A 13010-nucleotide genomic window follows, 5' to 3' on the forward strand; every position below is an offset into this window, starting at 1 on the left:
TTTGTGAGCCGGGTAAGGCGTAGCCGCCACCCGGCTTAAAATTTACTTTAATCTTTCAGACAGATAACGCTGATAGTCCGGAATAAGGATATCAACCGGCGAGTTAAACTGCGGCGATTCGATGATAAAATCCGCCGTTGAAAGGTTAGTCGCCACTGGAATATTCCAGACGGTGGCAAGGCGCAGCAGTGCCTTCACGTCCGGGTCATGCGGAACCGCATTCAGCGGATCCCAGAAGAAAATCAGCACATCAATTTTCCCCTCAGAAATCTGGGCACCTACCTGCTGATCGCCACCCATCGGGCCGCTCAGCATGGCATTGACCTCAAGACCCGTTTCGCGCTGGATCAGGTTACCGGTTGTACCGGTCGCCGAGAGGGTGTGCTTTTCCAGCAAAGACTGATGGCGGCGAACCCAGTTAAGCAGCATTTGTTTACAGTGGTCGTGCGCAACCAGCGCAATGTGTTTGCGTTCAGGTAGCGTGCGTGTTGTCAGTTCCATAATCGTATCCATCAGGTTAACTGGCTACACGATGACGGGAACTGTCTGACGCTGCAAGAGAAAGGCGAAAAAAATGTGGCTTATGATGAAGGTTGTTGCTTCGCCCATTGTAAAAAGCGGGCTCGCGTATCCGGATCGGCCTGCTGGAACCAGAATTTAAGGCGTTGTTCCGTCAGGGTTTGGGACTGAGGAGGAATGACATCCAGTTCAGATACACCGGATAACAGCGTACTGTCGTCTGCCATCATAGTGGCAAACTGGGGAAGCGATGCGCGTTTACCTGCTTTGTTATAGGTCTGGGTTGCGGCCTCATAATCCGGCCCTTTAGGGGATGTTGTCAACGCCAGAATATCAAGCTTCACCGGAATGGGCATCGCATCGCCATCCAGCAGCTCAACGCGTGGCGAGGTGTCAAAGGCCGCAGACTCTTTCTCCGTTTCAAGGCGGGGCAGGGTGATGTTCACCTGACTGATTTGACGGGTATTAAAACTGACGATCAGCGGCGGGGAGATGTACATCCGTTGTTCATGATTAGCAAGGCCGATCGACTTTTCTACCCGGAAGACCAGCTGATGAGGCCCGTTATCTAGCTCGATGCTGTCTGCGCCGCGTAATAATGAGCTGGAGACTTTTTTTCCGTCCAGAACCAGCAGATCAATGTCGGTAGAGAGCCGGAGCGTGGTCGCAAAGACGCAAACCGGCATCACTAATGCAATCACAGCAGTGGCAATTCCGGTTTTCATAGAAGGCTCCTGTCAGAAATACTGATGTTGCATTAATGTATCTAAATCTTTCGAAAATCATCTTTACTAACATATAGACATATTTCACGGTTTTGCCCTCATACATCTGTATGGGATGGATGGTTGAGATGTGCGCTTTGGCGTACACTTTGAAAAAAACCAGGAGACAAACCATGAGAGAGAACGATATTGCCGAGATTTTGACCTCCACGCGCACCATTGCGCTGGTGGGCGCGAGCGATAAACCGGATCGTCCAAGCTATCGGGTCATGAAATACCTTCTCGATCAGGGTTATCACGTTATCCCGGTGTCACCGAAGGTGGCCGGTAAAAGCTTACTGGGCCAGCAAGGATACGCCACCCTAAACGACGTACCTGAGAAAGTGGATATGGTTGATGTTTTCCGCAATTCTGAGGCGGCGTGGGAAGTGGCGCAAGAGGCCATCGCTATCGGCGCGAAAACGCTGTGGATGCAGTTAGGGGTTATTAACGAGCAGGCTGCTGTGCTGGCTCGCGAGGCTGGTTTGAACGTGGTGATGGACTGCTGCCCGGCGATTGAAATCCCCCGTCTGGGGCTGGCGAAGTAATAAAAAAAAGCCCGATAATCGGGCTTTCTTACACGCTTAGTTCCGCAGGCGTGGAGCCTGTAACTGTTTGCGGATAGTCTGAGCAAGTTCATCCATCGTGGGTTGCTCCGGATGTTCTTCCTGTAGTTCGCTACTCAGCTGCGCTTCAGCAAGATAGGTGTGAACGGGTTGTCCATCGTCACCTTCCATCACCACATGATACCAGGGCGCAGCGCGAAGCTCGGCGTTTACCGCCAGCTCGTCTGCAGACGGTTCATCAAGAGAATACTCCGGGTCGATATCCACGACCACACCCAAATACCCTAGCAAAGTGTGGCGGACCTGCTGGCCGATACCGAATTTGCTGGCAATCATAGTCACCTCCCGGGAAATACGACTTACACGTTATGTGCGGGCAATATTTCTCTTTTCAAGTTACATGACGCGACAGGCAAACCCTTTCAGATAGAGCCCTTCCGGGTAGGTAGCAATCACCGGGTGATCGGCTGCCTGACGGAACTGCTCTATAAATTGTACATCACGGCCAGCATCTATTGCGGCATCGGCGATGATTTTCTGAAATAAATCTGTGGTCATCAAGCCAGAGCAGGAGAACGTAAGCAGCACGCCGCCCGGGTTCAGCAGCTGAATGGCCAGCATGTTGATATCTTTATACCCGCGGCATGCGCCCATCAGCTGGCTTTTGTTTTCCACAAACTTAGGGGGGTCCATGACGATAACGTCGAATTTCTCGCCCTGATCGCGATACTTACGCAGCAGTTTGAAGACATCATCGCGAATAAATTCAGCTTTGCTCACATCCAGCTTGTTCAGCTCAACGTTCTGCTTTGCCACGTCCAGCGCTTCCTGCGAAGTGTCCACGCTCACCACCTGAGCACAGCCACCCATCAGCGCTGAAACGGCAAAACCACCGGTATAGGAGAAGCAGTTCAGCACGCGTTTATTGGCAACGTACTGACGCGTCGCCAGACGGCTGTCGCGCTGGTCGAGGTAGTAACCCGTTTTGTGGCCGCCCTGAATATCCACCAGCAGCTTCATGCCGTGCTCTTCAATCGGCAGCAGGGCAGGCGGCAGCTCGCCTGTCACTGGACCCTGGGTCAGCTCCATGCCCTCTTTTTTGCGCACCGCCACATCGCTGCGGTCGTAAATGGCGCATTCCGGGAACAGCGTTTGCAGCGCGCTAATCAACGCCGCACGTTGATATTCAGCACCAGCACTCAGAAGTTGTAGCACCAGGAAGTGACCAAAGCGGTCAATGGTGACGCCCGGCAGGCCGTCGGACTCACCGGCAATCAGGCGGTAGCTGTCCAGTCCGTCGCGTTTTGCCAGCCAGTCGCGCCACTGCTGCGCCTGCTGCAGACGGCGAACGAAGAAGTCGATGTCGATGGTTTCATCTTTATCGAAGGTCCAGACGCGGGCACGGATCTGGGACGCAGGCGAGTAAGCACCTCGCGCTAACCATTTCCCCTGATGGTCAACGATATCAATGGTTTCACCGAGGCTGGCTTTACCTTCCATACGGGCAACCGCGCCGGAAAAGACCCAGGGATGACGGCGCAGTAATGACTTCTCGCGCCCTTTGGCTAACACTAAACGTACGCTCATAATTTGCTGTTCTGTCGATTTCAGGAAATGGCGCGTAGAGTAGCACATTCAGCAAGGCGCAATCATCTGCGGATACCGTTGAGCGTTTCGGCACAAAATCAAATCGCTTAAGCACATTACGGCATTGTCGCATGCTTTACCTTAGGGCTTCCGGTTCAGCAAAGGAAACCCCCATGAAAAAGCGCAGTGCAATCGCAATAACCGCTCTGGCGGCAATGAGTTTTCAGGTTTTAGCAGCAACGCCTTTCCGCATTACCAGCCAGGATATCTCTGGCGAACGCCGGTTGGCGCAACAGCAGGTGTTTGAGGGATTTGGCTGCCACGGTGGAAATAGCTCTCCACAGCTGGCATGGAAAAATCCGCCCGCCGCGACGAAAAGCTTTGCCGTCACGGTATATGATCCGGATGCGCCCACCGGTAGCGGCTGGTGGCACTGGACCGTAGCCAATATCCCGGCGAAGACAATGACGCTGCCCGCTGATGCCGGTAACCCGAACGGCGAGAAATTACCTGCCGGCGTTGTGCAGGGACGTAATGATTTCGGCTATTCTGGTTTCGGCGGTGCATGTCCACCCGCAGGGGATAAGCCTCATCGCTATCAGATTACCGTCTGGGCCCTGGACGTGGATAAACTGCCCGTCGACAAAAATGCCAGCGGCGCGCTGGTCGGCTTTATGATCAATAGTCACGTGCTGGCAAAGGCTGAGTTAACAGCGACCTACAGTAGATAAGGATGGCGGAGTGCAGGAGTTCCATTTTCGACATAAACATCTCACGGCGGGTGAAGTGAGTGCCAGCAAAATGCATCGCCTGCATCAGGTCAAACTCTTTTTTCCGGCTATTTGTCATATTACGCACGGCAGTAAGGTAATTGTTCAGGATGACAACCGGCTGGTGGCGACACGGGATGAGCTCATCATTATCCCTGCTAATACGGTGATGGAGATTATCAATCAGCCCGCGAACGGCATGTTTCGATCGGACTTGCTGATGTTGTCTCCGGAGATCGTTGCCGAGTTTAAAGCGCATTATCTGAAATCCTGGCCGCGCACGACGCTACATTCGCTCTGTGCCCCACTGAGCGAGGGGCTGGCGTTTATGTGGGATAACCTGCTGCATGCCGTGCGTCAGGATTTACCAGAGGCGCTACAAAAGCATCAGGCCTTTGGTCTTTTACTTGCCTTGCTGCATGATGGCGTGGCAGGTCCGCTGCTTATTGAGCGAAATATTAACCTGACCGAACAGGTGCGGCAGTTCATTATGCTGTCGCCCGCCAGAGCCTGGACCGCGCAGGACATCGCCAGCCGTCTGGCCTTGAGCGTGCCGACGCTTCGCAGACGGTTACGTGAAGAGTCGCAGAGCTTTCGCCAGATTGTGGAGGAGGTGAGGATGGCCGTTGCGCTGTCACAGTTACAGTCAACCCGATTACCGATTGGCGAAATCGCATTACAATGTGGGTATCTTTCCAGTTCTCGTTTCACCGCCCGTTTCCGGCAACACTATGGCTGTTTACCGAAAACGCTACGTTAAGGAGAAGCAAAATGGCAAAAGTCTGCACCATCGCCTGGGTTCACGGTGTCGTTCAGGGCGTCGGCTTCCGCTACAGCACCCAGCGCGAAGCGATTGAGCTTGGGCTAACGGGATACGCGCGAAACATGGATGACGGCAGCGTTGAGGTGGTGGCCTGCGGCGAAGCGGAGCAGGTCGATAAGCTGGTGGCGTGGCTGAAAGCGGGCGGTCCGCGCAGCGCGCGGGTTGATAAGGTGTTAACAGAACCGCATCAACCCGGTCGGGAATACGTTAATTTCGGTATTCGCTACTAAATACACTTCACCGGTTTTGGCAGGCCGGCAATTTTGGTGGCCTGCTTTGCCGGGCCTTTAGGGAACAGGCGATAGAGATAGCGGCTGTTGCCTTTCTCTTCGCCGAACTTATTGGCCATGGCTTTGACCAGCATGCGGATAGCCGGAGAGGTGTTGAATTCAAGATAGAACTCGCGGACAAAACGCACCACTTCCCAGTGTTCGGGGGAGAGGGTGATGGCTTCTTTCTCTGCAATCACTTCCGCCAGCGCTTCGCTCCACTGGCTGCTCTCTTTCAGATAACCGTCGTTATCGGTCTCAATCTCTTTGCCTTCAAAACTCAGCATAATCATTCACACGTCAGTCAAAAACCGCAACAGTGTACCAAAAAACAAAGCCCCGCATAAGCGGGGCCAGGTTCACAGCGCTGTGGCTTAATCGCGGCTGGCGAAGCCCAGGATGCTCAGCAGGCTGACGAAGATGTTGTACAGCGACACATACAGGCTCACGGTAGCGCGGATGTAGTTTGTCTCACCGCCGCGAATGATGTTGCTGGTTTCAAACAGGATCGCGCCTGAAGAAATCAGAATAAACACGGCGCTAATCGCCAGATGCAGGGCCGGCAGCTGCAGGAAGATGTTTGCCACCATACCCACCAGCACCACCACGACACCCGCCATCAGCATGCCGCCGAGGAAGGACATGTCCTTACGGGTGGTCAGCACGTAGGCTGAGCAGCAGAAGAACACCAGCGCGGTACCGCCCAGCGCCATGCCGATAAGGTCACCCATTCCGGCAGACAGATACGCGTTCAGCATCGGCCCCAGGATGTAGCCCAGGAAGCCGGTGAAGGCAAACGCGGACAGAATACCGACGGGTTTGTCAGCGGTTTTGTAGGTCAGGAACATCAGACCATACATGCCCACCAGCGTCAGGATCAGCCCCGGAGACGGCAGCATCAGCACGGTGCTGGCGGTTGCAGTGATCGCTGAAAACGCCAGCGTCAGGCTAAGCATGAAATAGGTATTGCGCAGCACCTTGTGGGTACTGAGTAGCGATGTGCGGTCGCGTGAGGAAGTAATTATACGATCCATGAGTCACTCTCTTATGACAGATGTAATTAACGGAAAGAATAGGAAACGGCGCGCCACTCTCAAAGTGGTTTTACCCATCTTTACTCAGTACGTTAGCGCTTGAGGTGGTTATTTCATCTGCAGAAGTCCGTTTCACCAGTATGAACAGCGGTTTGCAAGTATTTATCAGATCAACCTCTTATAGGTTACTGAAAAATATTGCGTTATTACCATTAGAACGCTAAGAGTTATCTCCGGATCGTCATAAACAGACAATAAGGCGAAGGACATGAAACCACAAACACGCACTCACTTTACGCTCTCTTTGCTAACCGCCGGGATTCTGTGCGCCAGCACGGCATCCTGGGCGGCTAACGTGCCAGCAGGAACCCAACTGGCAGAGAAACAGGAACTGGTCAGGAATAATGGCAGTGAACCGGCTTCGCTCGACCCGCATAAAGTCGAAAGCGATGTCGAATTCAATATTATCAGTGATTTATTCGAAGGACTGGTAAGCGTCTCCCCGACAGGCGAAGTCCAGCCCCGACTGGCGGAAAAATGGGAGAACAAGGACAATACCGTCTGGACGTTCCATTTGCGCCCGGGCATCACCTGGAGCGACGGCACGGCCATTACCGCAGATGATGTGGTCTGGAGCTGGCAGCGCCTGATCGACCCGAAAACCGCTTCACCGTATGCCAGTTACCCGGGGAACATGCATATCGCTAACGCGGCCGATATCGCCCAGGGAAAAAAAGCGCCGGATACGCTGGGCGTAAAAGCAATCAATGACACGACGCTGGAGGTGACGCTCACGCAGCCAAACGCGGCTTTCCTCGCGATGCTGGCGCACCCGTCGCTGGTGCCAGTGGATAAAGTGCTGATTGGTCAGTTCGGCGACAAGTGGACCAAACCGGAGCATTTCGTCAGCAGCGGGGCGTATAAGCTGTCGCAGTGGGTGGTCAATGAACGCATCGTGGCGGAGCGCAACCCGCGCTACTGGGATAACGCACACACTGTCATCAACAAAGTAACCTATCTGCCCATCACGTCTGAGGCCTCGGATGTAAACCGCTATAAAGCGGGCGAAATTGATATTGTATATACGGTGCCGATCAACCAGTTCGCTCAGCTCAAGAAAACCCTGGGCACTCAACTGGATGTCTCTCCGCAGTTGGCGACCTATTACTATGAATTCAATACCACCCGGCCGCCGTTCAACGACGCACGCGTGCGTAAGGCGCTGAACATGGCGCTGGATAAAGACATTATTGCCGGGAAAGTATTAGGGCAGGGGCAGCGCCCGGCGTGGCTCATCAGCCAGCCCGATATTGGCGGTGTTAAGCTACAGAATCCGGATTACGCCAGTTGGCCGCTGGACAAGCGCATCGCTGAGGCGAAAAAGCTGCTGAACGAGGCCGGGTATAACGCCAGCCATCCGCTGAGCTTCAACCTGCTCTACAACACCTCTGAATCGCACCAGCGCATCGCCATTGCGGCCAGCTCCATGTGGAAGAAAAATCTCGGCGTGGACGCGAAGCTGCAAAATCAGGAGTGGAAAACCATGCTGGATACCATGCACACCCACAACTTTGATGCGGTGCGCTACGCGTGGATTGCCGATTACGACGATGCGGCGACGTTCCTGAACAACTTCCGTACCGGTGACAGCGAAAACACCAGTCAGTACAGCAACCCGGAATACGATCAGGCCCTGGTTAACGCTGCAAAAGCCAAAACCACGGCTGAGCGCGGCAAATTCTACCAGCAGGCGGAAGATTTACTGGGACGCGATGTGCCGGCTATTCCGGTTTATCACTACGTCCGTACGCACCTGGTGAAACCCTGGGTAGGGGGATTTACGCCGGATAAGCTGGGGTACTATTTCACTAAAGACATGTACATCAAAAAACATTAAGCCAGTGCTGATAAAATCGTCGATGTGTCGTCAGTTCAACCGATTAAACACATTTTGACTATTTTTACAGCGAACGAATGGCTGTACTCTTTACAGCACACGGTGAGGTGTTTATAGTTCGCCTCACTTAGGAAGTGTGGCCGAGCGGTTGAAGGCACCGGTCTTGAAAACCGGCGACCCGAAAGGGTTCCAGAGTTCGAATCTCTGCGCTTCCGCCAGATATAAACCCCAGGTTACTCGTTGACCTGGGGTTTTTCTTTTTGATTGAACGATCCTGCTCACACTTTTAAAACCTCGTTATTTCCCGGTAAAAACCAGACGTTATCATTCATCTCGTAAATATTTTTTCATCTCTTACCGAGGCTTTGATGCTGGAGAATGTGTTCATCAGATAATCAGTTTCCCGCCCTTCTCAGGACGGACTGATTATCGCTGCGCTTAAACCTTACGCACGCACCTGTGGGTGTGGGCTCGTTTTTACGCATGATGATTACACAGGTTTTCCAGTATGAATTTATCCCGTCAGGAACAACGTACCTTACACGTTCTCGCCAAAGGTGGACGTATTGTGCACGTCCGCGACAGTTCAGGCCGCGTTACTTCCGTTGAGTGCTATACCCGTGAAGGACTGGTGCTGAGCGACTGCACGCTTAACGTCTTTAAAAAACTTCGCACTAAAAAGCTGATCCGTTCCGTGAACGGGCAGCCTTACCGCATCAATACCACCGGGCTGAACAACGTCCGGGCCGAGTTGGATAATCGCTAAGCGAAATAAACAACGCCACCTTTGGGGGGCGTTGAACGTGACGTTTAAGAGCGAATAAAGGCCAGAATATCAGCGTTGATGGTGTCCGCATGGGTGGTATGCATCCCGTGCGGGAAGCCCGGATAAATTTTCAGCACGCTGTTCGCCAGCAGCTTGTCCTGCAGAAGGGCTGCATTTTTATAGGGCACGACCTGATCGTCGTCGCCCTGCATCACCAGAACGGGGACCGTGATGGTTTTTAAATCTTCCGTCTGGTCGGTCTCAGAAAACGCCTTAATTCCCTCATAGTGGGCCCTGGCGCTTCCGATCATTCCCTGACGCCACCAGTTCTGGATCGTACCCTGCGAAACGTCTGCCCCGTCCCGATTAAAACCGTAGAAAGGACCGCTGGCGACGTCGAGGTAAAACTGAGCGCGGTTAGCCGCCAGCGCTTTGCGGAAGCCGTCGAAAACCTCGATGGGCGTTCCGCCGGGGTTCGTCTCCGTTTTTACCATCAGAGGTGGCACGGCGCTGACGAGTACCGCTTTGGCGACGCGGCCCTGCGGTTGACCGTACCGGGCGACATAGCGGGCGACCTGGCCGCCGCCGGTGGAGTGACCGACGTGCACGGCATTGTGCAGATCCAGGCTTTCAACCACGGCTGACGCATCTGCCGCATAATGATCCATATCGTGACCTTCACTCACCTGGTCCGAACGCCCATGACCACGACGATCGATAGCGATAACGCGATAGCCTTCTGCAAGGAAGAAGAGCATCTGGTTATCCCAGTCATCGGCACTCAACGGCCAGCCGTGGTGGAAAACAATGGGTTGAGCCTCTTTTGGGCCCCAGTCTTTGTAGTAAATGTTGACGCCGTCTTTCGTGGTTACGAATGCCATACAGCAGACTCCTCTGTTATAGACAACACGATCGCATGCCGAGTGCAAAGCGAATCATAATGTCTTAATTAAGTTGGCTTTTTATGTTTTCCGTACCGACAGTACTCCTAAAGTGTAGGAGAAAATAAAAGCAGTAGGTTTCATTTCTGTGAAAGGCATTCATTTTGCCTGGAGGCCAGAGGAGGGAGCGAATGATGGCCCTGGAGCAACCCTCCAGAGCCTTCAGAACAACGTTAACGTCAGGGGCGTTTAGCGGTTTTCTTCAATATAGCGGGCCAGATCCGCCGGGGTTTTCAGCACCGTTGCGACGTCTGTTGGAGGGATCATACAGCCGTAAACGTCCTGCACTTCCAGTACCATGTCGACCGCCAGAATGGAGTCGAGAATGTCGGATTCAATCAGTTCATCGTGAAAGCCCACCTTGCGGGATAACACTTTTTCGAACAGGGCGAGAATTTCTTGTTCCATAATTTTTCCTGGAGTTATTAATTTGTGCGGGCGTAAGCGTCCAGCAACTTGCGGTCAATTTTGCCGTTAGGATTCAGCGGCAAAGCGTCTTTTACGATAATTTGTGAAGGCACCATATAGGGTGGAACTACCTTCGACAGCGAGGTTTTGATCGCCTCCGGCGCCATATCCGTCACGCAGAATGCGGCAATGCGCAGCACGCTGCCGCAGGATTTCATCAGCGGCAGTACCACGGCTTCGTTGATGCCGGACATAGCCAGCAGGCGGTTTTCAATCTCGTTGATTTCAATACGGTAGCCATTCAGCTTGACCTGGCTATCGTTGCGGCCCTGGCAATAGATGAGCCCATCTTCATAGCCCAGATCGCCTGTCCGGTAACCGCGGAACATTTCACTCTCCCGACGCAATAATTTTGCTGCGTTCTCCTGAGGGAGACCGAGGTAGCCGCGCATGACGTTTTTACCCCAGATAATCAGCTCGCCCTCGGCGGAAATTTCCATTCTGCTGTCGGGCATTATGACCCCAACCGGCAGCACGGCTCTGTCGCTGTTGAGGATCTCATCCGTTATCTCGACCACGGTTGTCGCGATGGTCGCTTCCGTTGGGCCATAGGAGTTAATGATTTTGGCCTGCGGGAAACGGCGGCGTAACTGTTTAACCAGCGCTTTATTTAACACTTCACCAATAAAGATAAAGACGTTCAGTGCAGGCAAATATTCGCTGTTGAACTGCGGTGAAAGCAGCTGCTGGTATGCAAAAGAGGGGGTGGAAACCCAGGCTGAAACGGCGTTGATTTTCAGTCGCTCCAGCCAGTTCTCTTTCTGAATATCGTCTTTGGCATTCAGCACGATATGTCCGCCCATTGCCAGATTTGCCAGCAAAGGGATCAGGGAGAGATCAAAGCTGAACACCGCGTGGTTCATCAGGACCGGTTTTTCCGGCAGTGAAAAGTCCTGGCTGACCCACTTCATGAAGTGCCACACGCTTTCACGCCCAATCTGCACCCCTTTAGGCTTGCCGGTGCTGCCTGAGGTAAACATGATATAGGCCAGATCCTGCTCCTCCAGAACCTTGCCCGCCTCGCCGGTGGCAATGAACTGCTTTGTTGCCACGTCATAGTAGTAAGGGGCACTGGCCAGATGGCAGATCTCACGCAGTCGTTCCTGCGGATAAATACAGTCCACCGGGATGTACGGAATGTTGTGCAGCAGGCAGCTATAAATAGCCACCGCGAACTCAGCCTGCTGATGACCGTACAGTACCACCGGTGTGCCGTCGCCAGGCTGGCAGCGTCGATAACGCTGCGCCCAGTCCGCCACGGCGGAGGAAAGTTGCAACCAGCTTAAGGCTTCGTCGCTGCCGGTGATGGCCAGCTGCTGCGGAGAGGCAGGATCGAACAATGCTGCACGTAAGAAATCCTGCAGTTCCTGAAGATCAGAGTGATTTTTCATAGAGGTGACATTCCACTAAAGATGTAAAGGGAGCCCGCGGCGCTTCCCAGCGTCAGAATTCGCCCCAAAAACGCAACAGCCGGATACTGCAAGCCGCGGTTCAATGCCGGGCTGCGTTTGGCTGACCACAGCAGCATGTTATGAGCAACAGAAATTGCGCCAAACAGCGCGCCGCTAATGACGTAATGGCGTTCCAGGCCATTCCATGCCCCCATACAGAACAGGGTGCAAAAAATACCGATATTTTGCGCCAGCGTTTTGTTCTGGCGGAAAAAATTGACCTTCATCAGGTTCATATAGACGGGCATAAAGACCACATCACGCAGCCATTCAGACAGGCTGATGTGGAAGCGACGCCAGAAATCCTGCGGGTTTTTCGCAAGAAGCGGCATATTGAAGTTTGCCGGAATATTCAGCCCGAACAGGCGGCCTGCGCCGATGGCCATATTGCTGTAACCTGCAAAATCAAAGTAGAGGTAGGCGCTATAGGCAATCGACATCACCACGCCCACGGTCAGCGTAAATGGCTTATGGCTCCAGGGCTGCACGACAAGCGAATCGATCAGCATGGCAAACAGGAACTTCTGGATAATGCCGGTAATGATTTGCTCTAACGCGACTAAAAACTGTTCACGGTTAAGTGCAAACACGGGCTTGCTGACATCATTCATCCATGTCCGCCAGCGGTACATAGGGCCAGCCAGGATAATAAAAGGCATAAAGAGATAGCAGAAATAATGCAGGAAATTCTGGCCTTCTTTTTTACTGCGATAGAGCAATACATCAATTGCGCGGAACGTCATAAAAGAGAGGCCAATCATGCCCCAGTGATTATTTAAGTGTAATTTCACCAGGAACAACGGCAATAATGTTAAAACGACCGCCTGCCACGTTTTTAACCATCCTTTGGCTTTTAACGTGGCGAAAACGTAAAAACTGAAAAAAACGGCTACGGGAACAAGGTAATCACCCTGAAAAATATAGCCCCAACCTAATGCTGTCAGTATGGAGAATGCTGATAACCAGGTCAGACGATGGCGTAATACGCGGTTAACCGCCGCAAACACCAGGGCGGATGAAAACAAATAGACAAAAAACATTCCTGAGCTATACATCATTCGGCCTCAGAACTTTTGATATTCAAAATGCAGCTGCATGCTCATGCTGTCATCAACAGAGGTCCATGCGACAACGGTGATTGCCAACAGGAGATAA

16 protein-coding genes and 1 tRNA gene are annotated in these 13010 nt (G+C 52.9%); 7 read left to right on the top strand and 10 right to left on the bottom strand.

All coding sequences use genetic code 11. The features are described from left to right. Positions 1-42: 42 nt before the first annotated feature. A complete protein-coding gene (gene mgsA / locus ACLHV8_RS06620) occupies positions 43-501 on the bottom strand; it encodes a methylglyoxal synthase (RefSeq protein ID WP_049006707.1) in 459 nt (152 codons plus the stop codon). 80 nt (positions 502-581) lie between these two features. Further along, entirely contained in the window at positions 582-1244 is a 663-nt protein-coding gene (gene csgI, locus ACLHV8_RS06625) for a curli synthesis inhibitor (RefSeq protein ID WP_028019207.1), read from the bottom strand. A 173-nt stretch (positions 1245-1417) separates the two neighbouring features. Here csgI and ACLHV8_RS06630 point away from each other — a divergent pair, with 173 nt between their 5' ends. Beyond that, positions 1418-1831: a CoA-binding protein gene (locus ACLHV8_RS06630; RefSeq protein WP_049006710.1), complete on the top strand. Its 414-nt coding sequence runs from the start codon at positions 1418-1420 to the stop codon at positions 1829-1831. A 36-nt stretch (positions 1832-1867) separates the two neighbouring features. Here ACLHV8_RS06630 and hspQ read toward each other — a convergent pair whose 3' ends face one another. Together hspQ and rlmI are read right to left on the bottom strand one after the other, a co-directional pair. Beyond that, the gene (gene hspQ / locus ACLHV8_RS06635) at positions 1868-2185 is read right to left on the bottom strand and encodes a heat shock protein HspQ (protein ID WP_008499919.1); all 318 of its coding nucleotides are present in this window, start codon (positions 2183-2185) and stop codon (positions 1868-1870) included. A gap of 60 nt (positions 2186-2245) precedes the next feature. Beyond that, a complete protein-coding gene (rlmI, locus tag ACLHV8_RS06640; RefSeq protein ID WP_028019205.1) occupies positions 2246-3436 on the bottom strand; it encodes a 23S rRNA (cytosine(1962)-C(5))-methyltransferase RlmI in 1191 nt (396 codons plus the stop codon). 173 nt (positions 3437-3609) lie between these two features. Here rlmI and ACLHV8_RS06645 point away from each other — a divergent pair, with 173 nt between their 5' ends. Genes ACLHV8_RS06645 through yccX form a run of 3 tightly spaced genes read left to right on the top strand, consistent with a single transcriptional unit; the run spans position 3610 to position 5259 of the window. Beyond that, complete coding sequence (locus tag ACLHV8_RS06645) at positions 3610-4167, top strand: kinase inhibitor (RefSeq protein WP_049006713.1); 558 nt, start codon at positions 3610-3612, stop codon at positions 4165-4167. Positions 4168-4177: 10 nt separating this feature from the next. Beyond that, positions 4178-4966: an AraC family transcriptional regulator gene (locus tag ACLHV8_RS06650; RefSeq protein ID WP_049006715.1), complete on the top strand. Its 789-nt coding sequence runs from the start codon at positions 4178-4180 to the stop codon at positions 4964-4966. 11 nt (positions 4967-4977) lie between these two features. Beyond that, positions 4978-5259, top strand: a complete 282-nt coding sequence (gene yccX, locus ACLHV8_RS06655) for an acylphosphatase (protein WP_049006717.1) — start codon at positions 4978-4980, stop codon at positions 5257-5259. Here the strand turns inward: yccX and tusE are convergent. Further along, positions 5256-5585 carry a sulfurtransferase TusE gene (tusE, locus tag ACLHV8_RS06660; protein WP_028019201.1) on the bottom strand — a complete coding sequence of 110 codons (330 nt, stop codon included), beginning with the start codon at positions 5583-5585 and terminating at the stop codon, positions 5256-5258. The genes yccX and tusE overlap by 4 nt on opposite strands. A gap of 87 nt (positions 5586-5672) precedes the next feature. Next, a complete protein-coding gene (gene yccA / locus ACLHV8_RS06665) occupies positions 5673-6332 on the bottom strand; it encodes an FtsH protease modulator YccA (RefSeq protein ID WP_023335168.1) in 660 nt (219 codons plus the stop codon). Between the two features lie 268 nt (positions 6333-6600). Here yccA and ACLHV8_RS06670 point away from each other — a divergent pair, with 268 nt between their 5' ends. The 3 genes from ACLHV8_RS06670 (at position 6601) to ACLHV8_RS06680 (ending at position 8995) form a co-directional block, all read left to right on the top strand. After that, positions 6601-8229, top strand: coding sequence for an ABC transporter substrate-binding protein (locus tag ACLHV8_RS06670; RefSeq protein WP_049006719.1), 1629 nt, complete (start codon positions 6601-6603; stop codon positions 8227-8229). Positions 8230-8359: 130 nt separating this feature from the next. Further along, positions 8360-8447: transfer RNA gene (locus ACLHV8_RS06675), tRNA-Ser, on the top strand. 290 nt (positions 8448-8737) lie between these two features. Beyond that, positions 8738-8995 carry a YjhX family toxin gene (locus ACLHV8_RS06680; protein ID WP_028019199.1) on the top strand — a complete coding sequence of 86 codons (258 nt, stop codon included), beginning with the start codon at positions 8738-8740 and terminating at the stop codon, positions 8993-8995. Between the two features lie 44 nt (positions 8996-9039). On the opposite strand, the gene ACLHV8_RS06685 is transcribed toward ACLHV8_RS06680, so the two are convergent. The 4 genes from ACLHV8_RS06685 to ACLHV8_RS06700 all read right to left on the bottom strand — a co-directional run bounded on the left by ACLHV8_RS06685 (position 9040) and on the right by ACLHV8_RS06700 (position 12910). After that, on the bottom strand, positions 9040-9876 hold the full coding sequence (locus ACLHV8_RS06685) for an alpha/beta fold hydrolase (protein ID WP_028019198.1): 837 nt from the start codon (positions 9874-9876) through the stop codon (positions 9040-9042). A gap of 249 nt (positions 9877-10125) precedes the next feature. Continuing rightward, positions 10126-10344, bottom strand: coding sequence for an acyl carrier protein (locus tag ACLHV8_RS06690; protein WP_008499867.1), 219 nt, complete (start codon positions 10342-10344; stop codon positions 10126-10128). A 17-nt stretch (positions 10345-10361) separates the two neighbouring features. After that, complete coding sequence (locus tag ACLHV8_RS06695) at positions 10362-11795, bottom strand: AMP-binding protein (protein ID WP_208594470.1); 1434 nt, start codon at positions 11793-11795, stop codon at positions 10362-10364. Further along, positions 11792-12910, bottom strand: a complete 1119-nt coding sequence (locus ACLHV8_RS06700; RefSeq protein ID WP_049008462.1) for an MBOAT family O-acyltransferase — start codon at positions 12908-12910, stop codon at positions 11792-11794. The genes ACLHV8_RS06695 and ACLHV8_RS06700 overlap by 4 nt, the downstream gene beginning before the upstream one ends. Positions 12911-13010: the final 100 nt, after the last annotated feature.

It is taken from the genome of Enterobacter sp. CPE_E863, from assembly GCF_046521465.1.
GTDB lineage: Bacteria > Pseudomonadota > Gammaproteobacteria > Enterobacterales > Enterobacteriaceae > Enterobacter > Enterobacter adelaidei.